The sequence below is a fragment of the Dyella thailandensis genome, from assembly GCF_050749815.1.
Classification (GTDB): domain Bacteria; phylum Pseudomonadota; class Gammaproteobacteria; order Xanthomonadales; family Rhodanobacteraceae; genus Dyella_A.
On the sequence record NZ_CP192735.1, the window covers coordinates 2,858,201 to 2,877,866 of the forward strand.

Genomic DNA, 19,666 nt, shown 5'->3' on the forward strand with positions numbered 1-19,666 from the left:
GCGACGGCACGCTGGCGGGCCGGCCGTTCAAGGGCCATCCGCTACACTGGCCGCTCAAGCAAGCCAGGAGGCACGATGCCCGTTTTCCGCCCCTCCCCCCGCCGTCTTTCATCCCCGATTGCGCGCTGTCTCGTCGGCATGGCGATCGTCGCGCTGTCGCTGGTGCGGCCGATGTCGGCTGCCACCGCCGCCGCGACCGACGCGCAGCGCGCGGCGTTCAAGCAGGCCTACGCCACCGCGCAGCAGCAGGGCGGCGACGCCTGGCGCGCGCAGGCGCAGGGATTGCACGACTACGTGCTCTACCCCTACCTCGAAGCGGCCGCGCTGCGGCATGACCTGGCCACGCTCGACCTGGCGCGCGTGCAGGGGTATCTGGCTGCCCATCCCGGCCTGCTTCCCGCCGACGCCCTGCGCCGCGCGTTCCTCGGCGAGCTGGCGCGGCGACAGGACTGGACCGGCTTCCTCGCGCTCTACCAGGACGGCCTCGGCGACGCGCTCACCTGCGATGCGCTGCAGGCACGCATGGCGCAAGGCCAGCCGCTGAACTTCGACCGCGACCTCGCCGCGCTGTGGCAGAAGCCCTCGTTGCCAAGCGCCTGCGATCCGGTGCAGAGCGCTGCGCATGATGCAGGCCTGCTGACGCCGACGCGGTTGTGGGCGCGTATCGACCGCGCTGTCGCGGCCGGCGCTGGCGGCACCGTCGCCGCGCTCGCCGCCTGGCTGCCGGTGCGCGACGCGGAGGCGGCGCAACGCCTCGCGCTGGCCCTGCGCGATCCGGCCGAAGCCACGGCGCAGGCCGAGCACTGGCCGGATACGCCGCATCATCGGCAGGCCGCGGCGATCGCACTGCAGCGGCTGGCGCGGCGGCAATCCAGCGCCGCCGACCAGGCGTGGCTCACCTTGCGCAAGCGCTTCCACTTCAGCGAGGAGCAGCGCAACGACGTGCTCAACGCGCTAGCGCTGTTCCACGCCACCGATTTCGACGACCACGCGCTGCAGCGGCTGGCCGAACTGCCGGCCGCGGCGCAGACCGACGCCACGCGCGAGTGGCGGGTGCGCGTGGCGCTGGCCGAGCAGAACTGGCGCGCCGTGCTGAGCGCGATCGATGCGCTCAGCACCGAGCAGCAGCGCGACGGCGAGTGGCGCTACTTCCGCGCGCGGGCGCTGGCCGAACTGGGCAAGCCGGCGCAGGCGCAGCAACAGTACACCGCGCTGGCGAGCGAACCGACCTTCTTCGGCTTTCTCGCCGCCGACCGCGCCGACGCGCCTTACGCGCTGTGCCCGTGGACGCTGGCGCCGGACGACGCGCGCGCCCGCTCGCTGCTGGCCGACCTGGGCATGCAGCGGGCGTTTGAGCTGTACGCGGTGGACCTGCCGCGTGAGGCACGACGCGAATGGGTGCGCGCCCTGCGCGGCAGCGACGAAGCGACCCGGCGCGAGGCCGCCCTGCTCGCCTACCAGCGCGGCTGGTACGACCGCGCCGTGTTCACCTTCTCCAGTGGCGACGCGCTGCGCCTGTACGAGCAGCGCTTCCCGCTGGCCAGCCAAGACGGCGTGGTGCCGCAGGCGCAGCAGGCCGGCATCGACCCGGCCTGGGCCTATGCGATCGCCCGCGCCGAGAGCGCCTGGATGAGCGACGCACATTCCGGCGCCGATGCACGCGGCCTGATGCAGTTGCTGCCGGGCACCGGCGCGCAGGTCGCGCGCAGCTACGGCCTGCCGTGGGGCGGCGGAGACACGCTGTACGACCCGGTAGTGAACGTGCAGCTGGGCACGCGCTACCTGGCGCAGATGGCGCAGCGCTACAACGGCGCGCCATGGCTGGCCAGCGCGGCCTACAACGCCGGCCCGATCAAGGTGGACCAATGGCTGGCCGCGCGCGGCACGCTGCCGCCGGACGTGTTCACCGCCGCCATCCCATACAAGGAGACGCGCGAATACGTGGCGCGGGTGATGGCCTTCAGCGTGATCTACGACTGGCGCCTGTCCGGCAGCGCCGTGCCGCTGGACAAGCGGCTGACGCCGATCGGCACCATGTACGTTCCACCCGCCGCGGGCACGGTGCGCAAGGCGGTGCGTTGTCCGGCCGATGACGGGGCCGCGCAGACGGCGCCTGCCGAGCCGGGCACCATTCCGGCCGCGGCGGCCTCCGCCCCTTAGATTCCAAACCGCGCGAGATCGATCACCATGATTCCCCTGCGTCTCGTCATCCTTGGTGGCACTGGCTTCGTCGGCGGCCATCTGCTCAACCGACTCGCTCGCGACGGCCACCAGCTCACCGTGCTCACCCGCAACCGCGAGAAGCACCGCGCGATCGGGGTGATCCCTGGCGTGCGGCTGAAGAGTGTGGATGTGCACGATCCGACGCAGCTGCGTGCGGCGTTCGAAGGCGCCGACGCGGTGATCAACCTGATCGGCATCCTCAACAACGCTGGACACGAGACATTCCAGCGCGTGCATGTGGAGCTGACCCGGCAGGTGATCGAGGCGTGCAAGGCGGCCGGCGTGCCGCGCCTGCACCAGATGAGCTCGCTCAAGGCCGGCCAGGGCCTCAGCCAGTACCTCAAGACGCGCGGCGAGGCCGAGGGGCTGGTGCGCCAGTCCGGCCTGCGCTGGACGCTGTACCAGCCCAGCGTGATCTTCGGCGACGGCGACGGCCTGGTCGGGCGATTCGCCAGGATCCTCAAGCTGACGCCGGTGCTACCGCTGGCGCGCACGCAGTCCAGGCTCGCACCCACCTACGTTGGCGACGTGGTGGAAGCCATCGCCCGCTGCGTGACCGACGACAAGCGCTCGCTCAACCGCAGCTTCGAGCTGTACGGGCCGCAGGTGCTGACTCTGGGCGAGATCGTCGCGGCGATCCGCGACGCCGCCGGCCTGCGCACGCGCATCCTGCCGCTGCCCGATGCGCTGGGCCGGCTGCAGGCGCAGTTCGCCGAGCTGCTGCCGGGCAAGCCGTTCTCGCTGGACAACTTCCGCTCACTGCGCACCGACTCGGTGGGCAAGGTCGACGGCTACGCCGCGCTGGGCATCGTGCCGCAGCCATTCACGCCATGGCTGGAGCGGCTGATCCACGGCCTGCCGCGCCAGCGCCGGCTCGATCACGCGCGCACGCTGCGCCGCTGATCGAGCCGCCCAGGCCATTGGATCAATGCGCCGCGGCCTCCGCGGCGTCTTTTTTTGTCCCCGCTGCGGCAGGCTTCGCGAGCAGCTCGCGGAGCTTGAGGTACACACCGTTGGTCCAGCCGAAGCCGATCACGTTGTCGGTATAGCCGGCGGTGATCTTGACGTCCGCATTGCCGCTGACCATGTTGTATTTCTCGCGGATGGTGCCATCGGCAGCGAGGCTGCGGTCCACCGTGCCGGTGAACTTGCCGGCAAGGCGACGCGCGTCGTCGTGGAAGCCGTAGTCGTCCAGTCCCTTCACCGCCAGCCAGTTGGTCGGCGCCCAGCCGAATGGTTCGTCCCACTGCGCGCCGCTGGCGTCGCCACTCATCGCCAGGCCGCCCTTGCGCTCGAACAGCGCCAGGTGGTCGCGCACCGCCTTGCCCTGCGCCGGCGTGGCGAGGCCAGCCCACAACGGATAGAAGGTGGTGAGGTACGGCTCGGCGGACGGCTTGCCGGTGGTGGTGTCGTAGTCCATGAACAGGCCGCGGTCGGCGCGCCACAGGTATTTGTTGATGGCGGCCTTGCGCGCCGCGGCCAGCTTCGCCCAGTGCGCCGCCTCGTCCGGCTTGCCCAGCCGCAGCGCGAAATCGTGCAGGTCGCGCTCGTAGCGGTACAGCAGGCTGTTGAGGCCCACCGCCGCGTAATGATGGGTGGCGGCGCCGTACGGACCGAAGTGGAAGTTGGTGTCGAAGCCGGACTCGCGCATGGCGCGGTCGCCCGCGTAGTAGTCGGCGCTGAGCCGGTAGCCATCGGCCCAGGCATCGGCGCACACGCGTGAGGCTGCCAGGTCGCAGCTGATCTTCTTCAGCCGGGCCGTTTCGGCCGGATCGGGGTGCTCGGCGGACTTCACCAGGTAGTCGCGGTTCTGCTCCGGGTGCTTGCGCAGATAGCGGATCACACCCTTGAGATAACCGGCGTCGCGCATCTCCAGCACCGGGCCGGCGCCCAGGTCCATGTAGCGGGCCAGGCCGGTGTCGCCGGCGCGGTGCGCGGCGCTGGTCCAGATCGCGTGGTCCTTCACGGCCTGCGGATAGGCCTTGCGCAGCCATGCGGCGGCGGCATCGGCATCAGGAAAACTGGCGCGGTCATCCAGCACCGCCCGCATCATCGCGGTGAGGAACGGCGGCTGCGAGCGGCTGAAGTAGTAGGTGCGGTTGGCGTTGAGCACGCCGCCGTAGTGGTCGATCTCGTACAGGAAGTTCTCCACCATGCCGCGCGCCAGATCTTCGCGGTGATCGGCCACCAGACCGAGCACGATGAAGTAGCTGTCCCAGCCGTACATCTCGTTGAACATGCCGCCGGGCACCACGTAGGGATGCGGCAGGTAGAGCAGGCCCTGCGCCGGCAGTGTGCGCGCGTCGATCTGGCCCAGCGCGGTGACCGGCTGCGGCAGGCGACGCACGTCCACCTTGCAGCGCTGCTGGGTGGCGGCGAGCGCGGCGGGCATCGGCACGTCGGCCGGCAGATACAGCACCGGCTCGGTGGCCACCTTGGGATCGACCAGCGAGGCGCAGTCGTCGGTGGCGCGGGTGAGCGTGGTCCAGGCGTGGTCGATGTACGCGCGGGTGCGCGCCGGATCGGCCGCCTGGGTGCCGGCCAGCGAGCCGGCCGACGCGGAAGCGAACAGGGCGAAGGCGAGAACGGAACGGAGCAGACGGATCATCGCGGGGAACCTTCAATGGTGGCGACGGACCCACGCGAGCATAACCCCGCCGCGCCGGGCCCGCTGTGGCAGAGACGTGAAAGGCGCGCATGGCAGAATGGCCCGATGCACTGTTACCTCGTCGGCGGCGCCGTCCGCGATCACCTGCTCGGCCGCCCCGTGGTCGACCGCGATCACGTGGTGGTCGGCGCGCGTCCGGACGAGCTGCTGGCGCTGGGCTATCGTCCGGTGGGCAAGGATTTCCCGGTGTTCCTGCATCCGCAGACCGGCGAGGAATACGCGCTGGCGCGCACCGAGCGCAAGACCGGGCGCGGCTACCACGGCTTTGCCTTCCACGCCGAGCCGGAGGTGACGCTGGAGGAGGATCTGGCCCGCCGCGACCTCACCATCAACGCCATCGCGCAGGACGAGGCCGGCGCGCTGGTCGACCCCTACGGCGGCGTGCGCGATCTCGAGGCGCGCGTGCTGCGCCACGTGTCGCCGGCGTTCGTCGAGGATCCCGTCCGCCTGCTGCGCGTGGCGCGTTTCGCCGCGCGCTTCGCACCGCTGGGCTTCACCGTGGCGCCGGAGACGATGGCGCTGATGCGGCAGATGGTGGCGGACGGCGAGGTGGATCACCTGGTGCCCGAACGCGTGTGGGCCGAAACGCGCAAGGCGCTGAGCGAGGCGCAGCCCTCGGCGTTCCTGCGCGTGCTGCGCGAGAGCGGCGCGCTGGCGGTGCTGTTTCCCGAGATCGACGCGCTGTACGGCGTGCCGCAGCGCGCCGAGTTCCATCCGGAAATCGACACCGGCACGCACATGGAGCTGGTGCTCGACGCCGCCGCCACGATCGCGCCGGGCGACGAGCTGGTGGGCTACTGCGCGCTGTGCCACGACCTCGGCAAGGCGCTGACGCCGGCCGACGCGCTGCCGCGCCACATTGGTCACGAGCATGCCGGCGTGCCGCGCGTGCGCGCGCTGTCGGCGCGGCTGAAGGTGCCCACCGAGCACGCGGCGCTGGCCGAACTGGTGTGCCGCGAGCACCTCAACGCGCACCGCGCGCTGGAGCTCAAGCCGGCCACCGTGATGAAGCTGCTGAGCGCGCTGGACGCGCTGCGCCGGCCGGCGCGGCTGGAGACGTTCCTGGCCGCCTGCTGGGCCGACAAGCGTGGCCGGCTCGGCCACGCCGAGGACGACTATCCGCCGGCGGATTACCTGCGCCGCGCCTGCGCGGCGGCCGCGGCGGTGCAGGCCGCACCGTTCATCGCCGACGGGCTCAAGGGTCCGGCGGTCGGCGCCGCGATGGAGGCGGCCCGCGTCAAAGCCATTGCTAACGTGAAACTCGCTAGCATCTAGCCCTTTCCCGCGGCGCCGCCTTCGGCCGCCGCCCCCTGATCTGCCGGAGTTGCCCGTGTCCCTGAGCTTCCGTTCGCCCTCGCCGCTGCGCCAGCGGTTGCGCCCCCTCGGCTGGCTGGCCGGTGCCTATCTGCTGATCGGCGTAGTCACCCGCATCGCCCTGCTGGTGATGACCGGCAGCGGCGTGTCGCCCAACCCGCTCAACTACCTGTACGCGTTCGGCGTCGGCGCGATCTCGGATCTGCTCACCTTCGTCTACGTGGCCTGGCCGCTGGTGCTGTTCCTGTGGATCGTGCCCACCGACCGGCCGCTGGTACGCGCGCCCGGCCGCTGGCTGGCATGGATCGGCGCGCTGCTGGCCGGCTTCGCGCTGTGCTGGGGCGTGCTGCACCTGATCTGGAAGGCCAGCCTGCACGAGGTGTGGCCGCTGGCGATCGTGGTGATCTACCTGCTGCCGCTGCCCGCGCTGGCGTACAACCGCCGCAGCGGTCGCGGCTACCTGTACGGGCTGTGCCTGGCGCTGCTGTTCGGACTGTTGTTCGTGGCGGCCTCGGAGCTGGTGTTCTGGCAGGAGTTCGGCGTGCGCTTCAATTTCATCGCGGTGGACTACCTCGTCTACACCACCGAGGTGATCGGCAACATCCGCGAGTCGTATCCGATCGGTACCTGGCTGGCGCTGCTGGCGGCGGTGGCGGTGATCGTGCTGTGGGCCACGCGCCGGCGCGTGCACCAGCGCGATGCCGGCACCCGCTTCGCCCAGCGCAGCGCGCTGGCCGCGGTGTGGCTGGTGCTGAGCGTGGCGGTGACCGCCGGCATCACCGCCGATATGAAGGACCGCACGTCCAACAACTACGTCAACGAGCTGGCCGGCAACGGCATCTTCCAGTTCTTCGCCGCGTTCCGCTCCAGCCACCTCGACTACGCGAAGTTCTACCGCACCCTGCCGGAAACCGAGGCCTACACCCGCGTGCGCGAGCTGTTGAAGACGCCCGAGGCGACCTACCTCAGCGACAACCCGCACGATCTCACCCGCGCCATCCGCCATGCCGGCCCGGAGCAGCACCTCAACGTGGTGCTGATCAGCGTGGAAAGCCTCTCGGCCGACTACCTGGGCGTGTTCGGCAACAAGGAAGGCCTCACCCCGCAGCTGGATGCGCTGTCCAACAACAGCCTGTTCTTCGAGAACGTCTACGCCAACGGCACGCGCACCGTCCGCGGGCTCGAGGCGCTGTCGCTGTCGGTGCCGCCGACGCCGGGCGACTCGGTGATCAAGATGAAGAACAACGAGAACCTGTTCTCGCTAGCGGACATCTTCAACGATCGCGGCTACGTGTCGGAGTTTGTCTACGGTGGCTACGGCTACTTCGACAACATGAACTACTTCTTCAGCCACAACGGCTACCTGGCGGTGGACCGCAAGGATTTCCCCAAGGGCGCGACCATCCATCACGAAAACGTGTGGGGCGTGTCCGACGAAGATCTGTTCACCATGGCGCTGGCGCAGATGGACCAGGTGCATGCGCAGGGCAAGCCGTTCTTCCTGCACATCATGACCACCTCCAACCACCGCCCGTACACCTTCCCCGAAGGCCGGGTGAAGTTCCCGCAGGGCTCGCGTGCCGGCGCGGTGGCGTACACCGACTGGTCGATCGGCGACTTCCTCAAGCGCGCCAAGGACAAGCCGTACTTCAACGACACCGTGTTCGTGATCACCGCCGACCACGATGCGGCCAGCGCGGGCAAGTCGAGCATCCCGATCAACCGCTACCACATCCCGCTGTGGATCTATGCGCCGGCGCACATCGCACCGCGCAAGGTCGAGCGCCTCACCGCGCAGATCGACATCCCGCCGACCCTGCTCGGCCTGCTCCACTTCAGCTATCGCAGCCGCTTCTTCGGCTACGACGTGTTCCAGCTCGAACCCGGGCGCGAGCGCGCGTTCCCGGCCACCTACGAGAAGCTCGGCTACCTGCGCCACAACGTGCTCACCGCGCTGGAGCCGGGCCGCAAGATGGAGCAGCTGATTCCCGACTTCGACACGGGCGACGCCAAGCCCGCCTCGCCGGTGAACAACGCGCTGGTGAACGATGCGATCGCCTACTACCAGGTGGCCGCGAACCTGTTCAAGCACGGCGAGCTGGCGCGCCGGCCGGAAGACTCCACGCCGGTGAGCCCCGCCGAGTCCGCGCCGGCAGCGGCGAGCAGCAGCGCGGCACCCGCGCCGGCCAGCTCAGCCGCCGCGCCGACGCCGTAACCACGCCTCGCCGCTCGCCAGCACACGGGCGAGCGGCGTGCGCAGCAGCAACCCCGCCTGGGCAATGCCGACCGCGTCGGCGAGCACATCGAACGGATCGGCGTCGCGCGGTGGATCGAGCCACTGCGCAAACTCGATGAATACGCCGAACACCAGGCAGACCAGCGCCGCGCCGATGCGGCGGCGGCGATCGGCGTAGACGTTGCCCCACCAGCCCATCAGGCAGGTGAAGGCGAACGCGTGCAGCAGCTTGTCGCCGTCCGGCACCGCCAGCGTGATGTCCGGGTCCGGGCGCAGCGCCATCCACAGCGTCCACGCCATCACCAGCACGCCCAGCGCCACCCAGGTGCGATGGAACTGCAGGCGGCTGGAAGTGGCGATCACAGACGCGCGGCGTGGTCGCCGTCGATAAGGTCGGCCGGCAGCGGCAGCGGGTCCAGGCCGCGGGCGAACAGCATCGCCTGGAAGCGCTCGCCCATCTGCTCGGGCAGGGTGAGCCGCTTTACCTGCTGGGCGAGGCGGTAGCGCGCCGCTTCATCCGGCGCGTTCGCGTAGGCCGCCTCGAACGCCTGCGGCAGGCCGGCACCGATCAGGAACGCCGACTGCGGCAGGTAGCTGGCGAGCCGGAAGCCAGCGCGCACGCCGGCCTCGGCCAGCGCACTGAAATCCACCGAGGCGGTGAGGTCATTGAGGCCGGGCAGGTACAGCGGATCGGCGTGGCTGCGGTGGCGGTAGTGCGCCATCAGCGTGCCGTCGCGGCGTTCGGGCAGATAGAACTCGCGGCGGGTGTAGCCGTAGTCGACGAACAGCATCAGCCCGGCCTCCAGCGTGCCGGCGATCGCCTGCAGCCACGCGGCCAGCTGCGGCAACAGCTCGGAGCGGTAACCGTCGTCGAACGGTACACCCAGTTCGCGTTCGAGCTGGCGCACGGCGTGGACCAGGGCGGTGTCGGCCGGGCGATCCTCGCGCGCCAGGCGGCCGTCGTCGCCCAGGCCCACGCACTCTTCCCACACCGCGCCATCGTGGATCGCGAAGCGGGTGGCGGGCAGCGCGTCGATCACCTCGTTGGCGAACAGCACCCCGCGCCACTGATCCGTCGGCGGCCGGTCGAGCCAGTGCACGCGCGCGGCGACATCCGGTGGAAGCGCGGCGACCAGACGTTCGCGCTGACGCTCGCGCAGATCCGCACTGGATTCGAGGATGGCGTAGCGGCGCGGCAGCGTGCCGGCTTCGTGCATGGCGCGCAAGGCGGCTTCGGCGAAGGCGCCGCTGCCGGCGCCGAGCTCGAGGAACTCGGCCGCGTCACCCAGCTGGGCGAGGGTGCCCTGCACCGCTTGCACCACGCAGCGCGCGAACAGCTCGCCCAGTTCCGGCGCGGTGATGAAGTCGCCGGCCGCGCCAAACTTGGTGGCGCCCGCGCTGTAGTAGCCCAGCCCGGGTGTGTACAGGCAGCGCTCCATGTATTGCGCGAACGGCATCGGCCCATGCGCGGCGATGTGCTCGCGCAGCTGGGCGAGCAGGCGCTCGGAGTGCGCGCGTTCGTCGGCGGACGGTTCGGGAAGTCGGTTGTGCATGCGCTCGTCGCTCGGGGAGAACGCGCGCAAGGATAGCGGCTCGGGCGGGCGGCGCCGTGCGCCTTAGCTGACCGGATGGCGACACGCCAAGGGCGATAGAGGTGCTTGCCCACGTCACGACGGCCGGGGGGAGGAGCCAGTCGTCGTGACGCGGCAAGCCGGGGGGATCAGAAATCCTTCTGCACAGTGAGGTACACACCGCGGCGCGGACCAAATTGCGGCGCGCCCACGCCGATGCCGCTGCCGTCGCGGATCTGGTACGTGCGGTCGAGCGCGTTGATCAGCGCCAGCTGCGTGTGCAACGTGCCGGTGGTGTCGAACTCGAAGTCGTGCGACAGGCTGAGGTTGAGCTGGAAGTACGCCGGCAGCGAGGCGCCGTTCGGCACGCTGCCGTCCTTGCGCAGGCCGCTGCCGAACAGGTAGTCGGCGCCCACCCGGGTGCCCTCGTCGAGCGCATAGCTGATGCCGCCGGAGGAGGAGTACGCCTGGTCGTGGTCGAGGAAGATCCAGTGGTCGGCCACGTAGGCCAGGTCGTCCGCCGCGAAGTTGTACTGGCTGGTGATCACCCGGTTGCCGATCGCGCGGCTGGCCGAGAGGTTGAAGTACGCGCTGAGCGGGCCGTTGGCATAGTTGGCGGTGAACTCCACGCCCTTGATGCGGCCACGGGCGTAGTTGAAGGTGGAATACACCAGCGCGGCGCCGAACTGGCCCTCGTCCTGCAGGCGCTGCACCTTGCGGTAGTAGGCGTCCACGCCCAGCGTGAGGTTCGGCCCCACGTTCTGCGACACACCCACGTCGAAGTAGTCGCTGCGCTCGGCCAGCGGCGTGTTGTTGCCGTTGTCCGGCAGCGCGTTGGTGGTGCCGTCGAACTTGGCGATGTTGGAGGTGGTGATCGCCTCGGTCGCCGGCGGCGTGAAGTAGCGCGAGTAGCCGGCATGCAGCACGGTGGAGTCGGTGGCCTGGTACACCGCGCCCAGGCGCGGGCTGAGCTGGCTCTCGGTGCGGAAGGCCTTGTACTGGTCGCCGCGCAGACCGTAGTTCACGGTGAGCTTGTCACCGATGCTCCATTCGTCCTGCACGTAGGCCGACCAAGTTTTCGCGGTCAGGCGATTGCCGTCGAGGATGGCGATCGGCGTGGTGCTGGTCTGGTTGCCGTCGGCATCGGCCGGAAACACGTACGCGTTGTTGCTGCTGGGCGCGCGCTCGAAGCTGCCGTACACGCCGTAGCGCAGGGTGTGGCGATCGCCCAGCGGCGTGGCGAAGTCGGCCTGCAGCGTGCTGGCGCGGTTGCTGCGATCGATGGTCGAGGCGACGCCGTTGAACATCAGGTCGCCGATGGGGTCCGGCAGGAAGTTCAGGCTGGAATAGCGCTGGCCCAGCGACACCTGGTAATCGGTCGATCCGGCCTTGCCCTGCAGTGACAGCACGCCGAAGCGGGTGGTCTCGCGCTGGCGCTCGTCGAGCAGGGCCGAGTTGAAGTCCACCGTGTCGAGATAACCGAAGCTCGGCGGCTGGCCGGGATTGTTGGGAATCTGGAAGCGGCTGTTCGCCGCGCCGAACAGGAAGCTCAGGCGCGTGTCGTTGTTGATCAGGTAGGAGATGTCGCCGAATGCCTTGACCTGGTTGGTGTGGTCGTGGATCGGCTTGCGGCTGGCGGTGGGGTTCTCCACGCCGACGTCGTTCTCCAGGTAATTGGCGGTGAGGAACCAGCTCCAGCGATCGGTGCTGCCCCAGATCGAGGCGTTCGGATTCAGCGTGCCAAACGAGCCGCCGGTGACGCCCACGCTGCCGCCGTTGCCGAGCTCGTGGCCGCTGCGGGTGGTGATGTCCACCACGGCCGCCGTGCGCAGGCCGTACTGCGCCGGCAGCGCGCCGTCGAGCAGCTTGACGGTGTTGATGGTGCGCGTGTCCAGCGTCTGGCCGAAGCCGGAGATCGACTCGGGGATGATCACGCCGTTGATGCGGTACTGCAGGTTGGCGTGGTCGCCGCGCACGTGCAGGCCGCCGTAGGAATCCTGCACCACGCCAGGCGCTTGCAGCAGCACCTGGTTTACCGGCGTGGCGTCGCCCAGCGGCAGCTGCGCGATGGCCTTCTTATCGATCACGTACTGGCTCGAGCCCGTGTCGGGCGACAACGCGTTGCGCGCCTGGTCGAGCGCCGCGGACACCGAGACCGCGCCCAGATCCTTGACCGGCCTGGCGTGCTGGGCGGTGTCGGCCTCCGCCGGGGCGGGGGCATCGGCGGCGGTGGCGGCGAGCGTCGGCGTTGCGGCGAGGGCCAGTACGAGGCTGGCGGCGAGCAGGTTGGGCTTCATCGGGGGATCCGGTGCGGGGAAAGGTGGCGTGATTGATATGTTATAACATTACTAGAGCGAATCCCCGAGCGTCGTAGGCCAGAAGTCACACCAGCGCCTCCTTGAGCCGGCTTTCACGGCCGGGTTCTAGACTCGGGTGCCCTCCGTCGCACAGGTCCGCGCCCATGGCTTCCTCGCGCAAGACGTCCTCCACGGCGCCCGGCAGCACCCAGGTGCCGGCCGTGATCGCACCGGTCGATCACAGCCGGGTCACCCAGGCGATCCTCGATTTCGTCAGCCAGATCCCGGCGAGCAAGGTGGGCAGCAGCACCGACCCGCACGCCGAGGCGCGTCAGCTCGGGCAACGGGCGGCGCAGCGCGCGGCGCTGACCGCCGGATCGCTGGCGCTGCCGCCGGGCCCGCTGGGCTGGCTCACCGTGTTGCCGGAGCTGATCGCGATCTGGCGCATCCAGGCGCAGATGGTCAGCGACATCGCCGCCGCCTACGGCAAGCAGGCCACGCTGGGACGCGAACAGATGCTGTGGTGCCTGTTCCGGCATACGGCGGCGCAGGCGTTTCGCGACCTGGTGGTGCGGATGGGCGACCGCCTGCTGTTCCGGCGCGTGTCCTATGCGGTGGTGGAGCGCATCGCCAAGCAGGTCGGCGTGAAGATCGGCCAGCGTGCCGCCGGCAAGGGGCTGGCGCGCTGGCTGCCGGTGGTCGGTGCGCTGGGCGTGGGCGCGTATGCGTACTACGACACCGGGCAGGTCGCCGCCACGGCCATCGAGCTCTTCAGCGGCGAAGTCGTAGACGAAGCGGGCGCGCCACCGGCCGCGCCGGCCAGAAATCCGGTCCGGGCCGCGCGCAAGGCCGCCGGTGCTGCGATCGACAAGGCGGTGGCCAAGACCGTCCGCGGCGTGGCCAAGGCGGCCGATGCGGCCGGCGAGCGCAAGGCCACGCGCAAGCGCAAGGCGCCGCCGTCGTCGGATTGAGAGCGGCGCCGCTGCCGCACCCCGATGACCTGTCACCGATGTTGCGGCAAGCTGGAGCGTCCATTCGCCCACGGAACCGCCCATGAGCCCGTCGCATCCGCGTCCCGTCGCCCTGATCACCGGTGCCGGCCGTCGCGTGGGGGCGGTGATCGCCCGCACCCTGCACGGCGCCGGTTACGACCTCGCCCTGCACTACCGCCATTCGGCCGACGCGGCGCAGAGCCTCGCCGACGAGCTGGAGCAGCAGCGCGCCGACAGCACGACCCTTGTGCACGCCGAGCTGGCCGAGCTCGATGCCTTGCCGGGGCTGGTCGGCAGCGTGCTGGCCCGCTTCGGCCGACTCGATGCGCTGGTCAACAACGCCTCGGCGTTCTACCCCACTCCGGTCGGCAGCGCCACACCCGCGCAATGGAACGAGCTGTTCGCCTCCAACGCGCAGGCGCCGTTCTTCCTCGCCCAGGCAGCCACCCCGGCGCTGCGCCGGGCCGGCGGGACGATCGTCAACCTGGTCGACATCTACGCCGAACGGCCGCTGGCCAACCACCCGATCTACTGCATGGCCAAGGCGGCGCTGCTGGCAATGACCCGCGCGCTGGCGCTGGATCTGGGCCCGCAGGTGCGGGTCAACGCGGTAGCGCCCGGCGCGGTGATGTGGCCCAGCGAAGGCAAGCCCTACGACGACAAGCAGGCGATGCTCGAACGCACGCCGCTCAAGCGCGCCGGCGCTCCGGAGGACGTCGCCAGCGCCGTGCTGTGGCTGCTGCGCGACGCCCCGTTCGTCACCGGCCAGGTGATCCGCATCGACGGCGGCCGTACGCTCTCGGTGTAGTGCCCGGACCGGAGTACCACGACTCCTTGCGGCCGGCGCGTGCCCATCACCACGGATGACCCGCTCGCCTCTTGCCGCCCGAGCGGATAGGTTTGTTGCCTCGGCACAACTGCCGTGCCGGGACAACTCAAGGAGCGACACCATGAAGGAACGCGTTTCGACGGCGATTTTTTGCCTGTGGATGACCGCCACGCCCGCCGCGGCCATGCAATGTGCCCGGGCCAGCACCCCGCTTGAGAAGACGCTCTGCAGCGACGAGAAGCTCGCTGCCACCGACCGGGCCATGGCGGACGCCTACTTCAAGCTGCTGCATGCGATCGACGATCCATCCATCCGCAGCAGCCTGGTCGCCAGCCAGCGCCGCTGGCTGGCGGCACGCGAGAGCAATCTGGGGGAACTGGATCAGGCCGATGGCTTCGACCGGCGAACGCAGCGCAGCGTCCTGCTTGCGGTGACGCGTCAGCGCACCCGCGACCTGCAGGCGCGCAAGGGAAATCAGCCGGAGTTCGTGGCGATCGCGCAGCGGCAACGGGCTGCGGCCAGCGCCTACTCCGGCGGCCCCTTTGCCGGATACCTGGCGTCCTGCGAATTCATCCCCGACCCGTACGATCATCGCAAGATGTCCTACAGCTGCTTCGGCAGCCACGCCTACCAGCAAGGCGACCGGGTTTGCTCGCAGAGCGAGGATTTCGCCAGCTATACCGCCGTGACAACGCGTGCCGTAGGCCGCGTGGAGAACGGCCATCTCAAACCAGTGGCCACCTGTGATTTCGGTGGCAGCGACAAAAGCTGCCCCGACGACGATGCCGATCGGCTCCAGGCGTGGAACACCCGCCCGACGACAGAGCAGTTCCAGTCCGGCTATGGCGACGGACCGCGGTTGGAGGTGGATCCGGATCTGGATACCGGCGACGAGGATCCAGATTGGCTCTCGCGCTGCCTTACCGCGCCCTCCTATCCGCCTTCAGCCACCGGCGGCCGGGCATCCGCAGAAGGCGCTCAACCGCTCCATCGATGATCGTTGGCCTCGGCGCTGCGGCGGTGGGCACCATCGTGACTGGTGTGATCGCCGCCGCCTCGCCGGTGCCTGTGGCTGGCCGCTCGTGCGTCCGCCCCGCGGCCGCACGCTCTCGGTGTGACGCTCAGCCCTTGGTGCGGAACGCCTGCTCCAGCAGGGCCGGCGGGAAGCCCGCGCCGGCCTCGCCTTCCTCCGCATAGCGATACAGCGCCGCGGCATAGATGCCCTGCAGCGAGGACTGCACCAGCGCCAGCGTGATGAAGCCCAGCACCACGATGCCGACCGCCGTCACCACGGCCGCGATGGAGTGCGTGGAAAACGCGCCGCCCACCAGCACGACGGACACCAGCACGAACACGAATCCGATCACGCCAAACACCACGCTGAGCCCGGCGTTGCCGATCAGGTTTTCGCCCCAGGTGCGACGCAGCAGCTCGACCGAACGCTTCACCGCATCCACCGGCCCCACGCCCTCGCCGGCCAGCACCGGCACCACCAGGAAGGTGGCCACGGTCCAGGCCAGGCCGATCAGGCCCACGATGAAACGACCGATCAGCCCCAGCCGCTCCTGCACCATGCGCAGCAGCAGGCCCACGGTGGCGGCGATCAGCGCGTAGCCGAGGATGGCGCCGAAGCGCGAACCGGCCAGCGCCAGGCCGTCGCTGACGCCGGCCGCCTCGCCGCGCAGGCGCTTGAGCGCCACGCCGGCCAGCGCCGTGTTGAAGAAGAAGATCACGAAGTACTGCACGAGGTAAAAGAAAAACAGCAGCGTCCACGACGCCGTCGACAGACCGTGCTGGTAGTGCACGCCCAGCCGCTCGCCCTCGATCGTCATCGCCGCCACCGGGATCAGGAAGCTGGCCATCACCACCAGGCTGCAGATGCCCGACAGCAGCGGAAACACCAGCAGCGACTTGTCTGACCGCAACACCCCGGCGCTGGCCTTCATCAGTTCCCAGCTGCGCGCAAACTTGCCCATGGATTCCCCTCCCCGGTTGGAGCCGCCATGGTGGCGCAGGCCGGGCGCACAGGGAAGATCAGCCGGCGGACGGCTCCAGCCACGACTCGACCGTCATCGACTCGCCCTCGGCCGAAAACGCCGCCCACAGCTCGGCCATCGTGCGGCCGGTCACCGGGTGCACGAAATGCGGTGCGATATCGGCGATGGGCCGCAGGACGAAAGCGTGCTTCAGCTCATCGCGCGGAATCTGCAGGTGGCCGGGGCCTTCGGTGACGAGGCGGTCGTAGAAAACGATGTCCAGGTCCAGCGTGCGGTCGGAAAACCGCGGCACGTCGCGGCGGCGGCCCTGGCGATCTTCCAGCGCGTGCAGCCAGTCGTTGAGCTCGGCCGGTGACAGGTCGGTATCCAGGCCGACCGCGAGGTTCACGAAATCCGCGCCGTCGAAGCCTACCGACTTGGTGCGGTACGCCGGCGACACCGCCAGCGCGCCGAAACGCGCCCGCAGCTCGTCCAGCGCGGCAGTCAGATGACGCCGCGGCTCGACGTTGGAGCCGAGGCTCAGGTAGACACGGGCCATGAATCAGTCTCGGGCTAGGGCGGGTAGCGGATGATCGCTGCCCCGCCGCGCCGCGCCCAGCCCCACGCGCAGGTCGTTCCCGGTCGGCGGCTGGTACAGCGCCAGCCCGAACTCGGGCAGCAGCGCGTAGAGGTGGTCGAAGATGTCGCTCTGGATGCCTTCGTACGCGGTCCACTCGGTGGTGTTGGTGAAGCAGTACAGCTCCAGCGGGATGCCCTGCGCGTGGCTTTCCAGCTGGCGCACCATGCAGGTCATCTGGTGATGGACCCGCGGGTGCTCGCTCAAGTAAGCGGTGACGTAGGCGCGGAAGCTGCCCAGGTTGGTCAGCCGGCGCCGGTTCACCGCCTGCTCGCCGGCCTCGCCCAGGCTGCGGTTCCACTCGGCCAGCTCGGTGTGCTTGGCGCCCAGGTACTCGCGCAGCAGGCGGAAGCGGCCCAGCCGCTCGAGCCCCTCGGCATCGAGGAAATGCACGGTGGCCGCGTCGATCAGCAGCGCGCGCTTGATCCGCCGCCCGCCCGACTCGGCCATGCCGCGCCAGTTCTGGTAGCTCTCGGAGATCAGCTTCCAGGTCGGAATGGTGACGATGGTGCGGTCGAAGTTGCGCACCTTCACCGTGTACAGCGTGATGTCGATGACGTCGCCATCGGCGCCCGCACCGGGCATGGTGATCCAGTCGCCGACCCGCAGCATGTCGTTGGAAGCGAGCTGGATGCCGGCGACGAAACCCAGGATGGTGTCCTTGAACACCAGGATCAGCACCGCCGACATGGCGCCCAGGCCCGACAGCAGCAGACCGATCTTCTTGTCGGTCACGGTACCGATGATCACCAGCACGCCGACGATGAACAGCAGCAGCTTGCCCAGCTGGATCACGCCCTTGATCGGCCGCTGCGCGCTGCCCGGCGTGGCGCGGTACATGGTTTCCATCGCCGTGAGCGAGGCGCTGAGCGCCAGCACCAGGAACAGCACCATCAGCCCCAGCGCCAGGTTGCCGACCAGGCGCTCCACCTCCGGTGGCAGATCCGGCACCAGGGGCAGGCCGAACTGCACCACCACCGCGGGCACCAGCCGCGCGATCCAGCGGAACACGCCCGCGCGGAACAACTCGTCATCCCACTTCCACGCCGTACGCACGGCCATCGCCCGCACCACGCGGAACAGGATCAGCCGCGCCAGCAGGCCGGCCAGCCATGCCACCAGCAGCAGAGCGACGGTGGCGATGGCGGTATGCATCACGGGCGTGCGGGCCCAGTCGGGCAGGGAATCCAAAACGAAGGGTCTCCTCGTGCAGGCCGCGCCGGGGCCCGGGGGCGCATGGCGCAGCGGCAGTCGCGGACAAGCGCGCGAGGCTCGGCCTCAGCGCGCGCGGCAGCCTTGCATGCTAACAGTCTGCCCTACTGCGGCCGAACGCCCCGCTCGATGCGCACGCCGACCGCCTTCGCGCCACGCACGGCGCCGGGCTTGGACAGCTTCAGCCGCACCCAGGCCACACCGAACTCCTCGCGGATGATCGCCGCGCAACGCTCGGCCAGCGTTTCCACCAGACCGAAGCTCGACTCGCCCACGTAGGCCATCAGCCGCTTGGACACGTCCTTGTAGTTGAGCGTGTCGGCGATGTCGTCGCTGGCGGCCGGGCGCATGTTGTCGAACGCCATCTCGATGTCGAACGACAGCGTCTGGCGCACCCGCCGCTCCCAGTCATAGATGCCGATGACGGTGTCGATGCGCAGATCTTCGATAAAGACGATATCCATCGCGTAAGCGTCGGGCACCGCGCGCAGCGGCGCAAGCGGCCTGCTGCCGCAGCGGTAGGAGCCCGCTCGCGGGCGATGCTCTTCGCTCTGATTCGACATCAAAACCAAAAGCATCGCCCGTGAGCGGGCTCCTACGCCGCCGGTGGCAGGCTCTCCAGGTCCCAGCGCGGGAACACCTGCACGGTGATGTCCTGATGCTGGCCGTGGGCCAGCCGGATCGCGCCGGCCAGCGCGATCATCGCGCCGTTGTCGGTGCAGAAATCCAGTCGCGGGAAGTAGGTGCGGAAACCGTCCTTCTCGCCGGCCGCCGCCAGTTCGGCACGCAGGCGGCGGTTGGCGCCCACGCCGCCGGCGATCACCAGCCGCGCGGCGCCGGTCGCCTCCAGCGCGCGGCGGCACTTGATCACCAGCGTGTCGACGATCGCCTCCTCGAACGCGCGGGCGATGTCGGCGCGGGTCTGCTCGCTCTGGTCGCTGCCCTGCCAGGCCAGCAGCACCTGGGTCTTCAGGCCGGAAAAGCTGAAATCCAGGCCGGGGCGATCGGTCATCGGACGGGAGAAGCGGAACGCGCCCGCTCGTCCCTGCCCGGCCAGCGCCGCCAGCGCCGGGCCGCCGGGATACGGCAGGCCCATCAGCTTGGCGGTCTTGTCGAACGCCTCGCCGGCGGCATCGTCCAGGGTGTCGCCGAGAATGCGGTAGTCGCCGATCGCTGCCACTTCCACCAGCATCGAGTGGCCACCGGACACCAGCAACGCCACGAACGGCGGCTCGGGCGGGTCGGCCTCCAGCAGCGGCGCCAGCAGGTGGCCCTCCATGTGGTGCACGCCGATCGCCGGCACGCCCAGCGCCCAGGCCATTGCCCGCGCCGCCGAGGCACCGACCAGCAGCGCCCCGGCGAGGCCGGGACCGGCGGTGTAGGCCACGCCACCGAGGTCCTGCGGGGTCAGCCCGGCTTCGGCCAGGGTCTCGCGCACCAGTGGCAGCAGCTTGCGCACGTGGTCGCGGCTGGCCAGCTCGGGCACCACGCCGCCGTAGTCCGCATGCAGCTTGATCTGGCTGTACAGGGTGTGGGCCAGCAGGCCCTCGCCGGGCGCCTGCGGCTGCCAGCGCAGCAAGGCCACGCCGGTCTCGTCGCAGGAGGTCTCGATGCCGAGCACCGGGCCGGTGACGGCGTGCCCCGCAGCCACCTTTGAAAATTCTGTGGTACCCACGTTATACTTCGCGGCTCGCCCGATCAGACGGGCAAG

At 69.8% G+C, this 19,666-nt stretch carries 16 protein-coding genes; 7 read left to right on the forward strand and 9 right to left on the reverse strand.

All coding sequences use genetic code 11. The annotated features are described in order from the left end of the window. The first annotated feature begins 75 nt into the window (after positions 1-75). Together ACQVBX_RS13230 and ACQVBX_RS13235 are read left to right on the forward strand one after the other, a co-directional pair. Positions 76-2,160, forward strand: coding sequence for a transglycosylase SLT domain-containing protein (locus ACQVBX_RS13230; RefSeq protein ID WP_431634629.1), 2,085 nt, complete (start codon positions 76-78; stop codon positions 2,158-2,160). Positions 2,161-2,187: 27 nt separating this feature from the next. Then, on the forward strand, positions 2,188-3,126 hold the full coding sequence (locus tag ACQVBX_RS13235) for a complex I NDUFA9 subunit family protein (protein WP_431634631.1): 939 nt from the start codon (positions 2,188-2,190) through the stop codon (positions 3,124-3,126). Positions 3,127-3,148: 22 nt separating this feature from the next. Here ACQVBX_RS13235 and ACQVBX_RS13240 read toward each other — a convergent pair whose 3' ends face one another. Next, complete coding sequence (locus tag ACQVBX_RS13240) at positions 3,149-4,831, reverse strand: trehalase family glycosidase (RefSeq protein WP_431634634.1); 1,683 nt, start codon at positions 4,829-4,831, stop codon at positions 3,149-3,151. Positions 4,832-4,936: 105 nt separating this feature from the next. Between ACQVBX_RS13240 and ACQVBX_RS13245 the strand changes: the two genes are divergently transcribed. Then, positions 4,937-6,166: a multifunctional CCA addition/repair protein gene (locus ACQVBX_RS13245; protein ID WP_431634636.1), complete on the forward strand. Its 1,230-nt coding sequence runs from the start codon at positions 4,937-4,939 to the stop codon at positions 6,164-6,166. Positions 6,167-6,221: 55 nt separating this feature from the next. Continuing rightward, entirely contained in the window at positions 6,222-8,420 is a 2,199-nt protein-coding gene (locus ACQVBX_RS13250; protein ID WP_431634638.1) for a sulfatase-like hydrolase/transferase, read from the forward strand. Here ACQVBX_RS13250 and ACQVBX_RS13255 read toward each other — a convergent pair. From ACQVBX_RS13255 to ACQVBX_RS13265, 3 genes are all read right to left on the reverse strand, one after another. Then, on the reverse strand, positions 8,397-8,804 hold the full coding sequence (locus ACQVBX_RS13255) for a VanZ family protein (protein ID WP_431634640.1): 408 nt from the start codon (positions 8,802-8,804) through the stop codon (positions 8,397-8,399). The genes ACQVBX_RS13250 and ACQVBX_RS13255 overlap by 24 nt on opposite strands. Beyond that, positions 8,801-9,994, reverse strand: coding sequence for a class I SAM-dependent methyltransferase (locus ACQVBX_RS13260; RefSeq protein ID WP_431634642.1), 1,194 nt, complete (start codon positions 9,992-9,994; stop codon positions 8,801-8,803). Before ACQVBX_RS13260 ends, ACQVBX_RS13255 begins: the two co-directional genes overlap by 4 nt. 167 nt (positions 9,995-10,161) lie before the next feature. Further along, positions 10,162-12,309, reverse strand: coding sequence for a TonB-dependent receptor (locus tag ACQVBX_RS13265; RefSeq protein ID WP_431634644.1), 2,148 nt, complete (start codon positions 12,307-12,309; stop codon positions 10,162-10,164). A 164-nt stretch (positions 12,310-12,473) separates the two neighbouring features. Between ACQVBX_RS13265 and ACQVBX_RS13270 the strand changes: the two genes are divergently transcribed. From ACQVBX_RS13270 to ACQVBX_RS13280, 3 genes are all read left to right on the forward strand, one after another. Next, the gene (locus ACQVBX_RS13270) at positions 12,474-13,280 is read left to right on the forward strand and encodes a hypothetical protein (protein ID WP_431634647.1); all 807 of its coding nucleotides are present in this window, start codon (positions 12,474-12,476) and stop codon (positions 13,278-13,280) included. Between the two features lie 82 nt (positions 13,281-13,362). Further along, a complete protein-coding gene (locus ACQVBX_RS13275; protein WP_431634649.1) occupies positions 13,363-14,109 on the forward strand; it encodes a pteridine reductase in 747 nt (248 codons plus the stop codon). A gap of 142 nt (positions 14,110-14,251) precedes the next feature. After that, positions 14,252-15,127, forward strand: coding sequence for a lysozyme inhibitor LprI family protein (locus ACQVBX_RS13280; RefSeq protein WP_431634651.1), 876 nt, complete (start codon positions 14,252-14,254; stop codon positions 15,125-15,127). Positions 15,128-15,251: 124 nt separating this feature from the next. On the opposite strand, the gene ACQVBX_RS13285 is transcribed toward ACQVBX_RS13280, so the two are convergent. The 5 genes from ACQVBX_RS13285 to tsaD all read right to left on the reverse strand — a co-directional run bounded on the left by ACQVBX_RS13285 (position 15,252) and on the right by tsaD (position 19,576). Further along, positions 15,252-16,106 (reverse strand): DUF6159 family protein, encoded by an 855-nt coding sequence (locus ACQVBX_RS13285; protein ID WP_431634653.1) that lies wholly within the window; start codon positions 16,104-16,106, stop codon positions 15,252-15,254. A gap of 58 nt (positions 16,107-16,164) precedes the next feature. Continuing rightward, on the reverse strand, positions 16,165-16,665 hold the full coding sequence (gene folK / locus ACQVBX_RS13290) for a 2-amino-4-hydroxy-6-hydroxymethyldihydropteridine diphosphokinase (protein ID WP_431634655.1): 501 nt from the start codon (positions 16,663-16,665) through the stop codon (positions 16,165-16,167). A 3-nt stretch (positions 16,666-16,668) separates the two neighbouring features. After that, positions 16,669-17,934 carry a mechanosensitive ion channel family protein gene (locus tag ACQVBX_RS13295; RefSeq protein WP_431634657.1) on the reverse strand — a complete coding sequence of 422 codons (1,266 nt, stop codon included), beginning with the start codon at positions 17,932-17,934 and terminating at the stop codon, positions 16,669-16,671. A 125-nt stretch (positions 17,935-18,059) separates the two neighbouring features. Then, on the reverse strand, positions 18,060-18,419 hold the full coding sequence (gene folB, locus ACQVBX_RS13300; protein ID WP_431634659.1) for a dihydroneopterin aldolase: 360 nt from the start codon (positions 18,417-18,419) through the stop codon (positions 18,060-18,062). 131 nt (positions 18,420-18,550) lie between these two features. Beyond that, positions 18,551-19,576: a tRNA (adenosine(37)-N6)-threonylcarbamoyltransferase complex transferase subunit TsaD gene (gene tsaD / locus ACQVBX_RS13305; RefSeq protein ID WP_431638185.1), complete on the reverse strand. Its 1,026-nt coding sequence runs from the start codon at positions 19,574-19,576 to the stop codon at positions 18,551-18,553. Positions 19,577-19,666: the final 90 nt, after the last annotated feature.

Bases quoted from the DNA above. Each gene is read 5' to 3' on its own strand.
- ACQVBX_RS13270 (WP_431634647.1), top strand. From the start codon at position 12,474: ATGGCTTCCTCGCGCAAGACGTCCTCCACGGCGCCCGGCAGCACCCAG.
- ACQVBX_RS13285 (WP_431634653.1), bottom strand. From the start codon at position 16,106: ATGGGCAAGTTTGCGCGCAGCTGGGAACTGATGAAGGCCAGCGCCGGG.
- ACQVBX_RS13245 (WP_431634636.1), top strand. From the start codon at position 4,937: ATGCACTGTTACCTCGTCGGCGGCGCCGTCCGCGATCACCTGCTCGGC.
- ACQVBX_RS13230 (WP_431634629.1), top strand. From the start codon at position 76: ATGCCCGTTTTCCGCCCCTCCCCCCGCCGTCTTTCATCCCCGATTGCG.
- ACQVBX_RS13275 (WP_431634649.1), top strand. From the start codon at position 13,363: ATGAGCCCGTCGCATCCGCGTCCCGTCGCCCTGATCACCGGTGCCGGC.
- ACQVBX_RS13260 (WP_431634642.1), bottom strand. From the start codon at position 9,994: ATGCACAACCGACTTCCCGAACCGTCCGCCGACGAACGCGCGCACTCC.
- folB (WP_431634659.1), bottom strand. From the start codon at position 18,419: ATGGATATCGTCTTTATCGAAGATCTGCGCATCGACACCGTCATCGGC.
- ACQVBX_RS13235 (WP_431634631.1), top strand. From the start codon at position 2,188: ATGATTCCCCTGCGTCTCGTCATCCTTGGTGGCACTGGCTTCGTCGGC.
- ACQVBX_RS13280 (WP_431634651.1), top strand. From the start codon at position 14,252: ATGAAGGAACGCGTTTCGACGGCGATTTTTTGCCTGTGGATGACCGCC.
- folK (WP_431634655.1), bottom strand. From the start codon at position 16,665: ATGGCCCGTGTCTACCTGAGCCTCGGCTCCAACGTCGAGCCGCGGCGT.
- ACQVBX_RS13240 (WP_431634634.1), bottom strand. From the start codon at position 4,831: ATGATCCGTCTGCTCCGTTCCGTTCTCGCCTTCGCCCTGTTCGCTTCC.
- ACQVBX_RS13265 (WP_431634644.1), bottom strand. From the start codon at position 12,309: ATGAAGCCCAACCTGCTCGCCGCCAGCCTCGTACTGGCCCTCGCCGCA.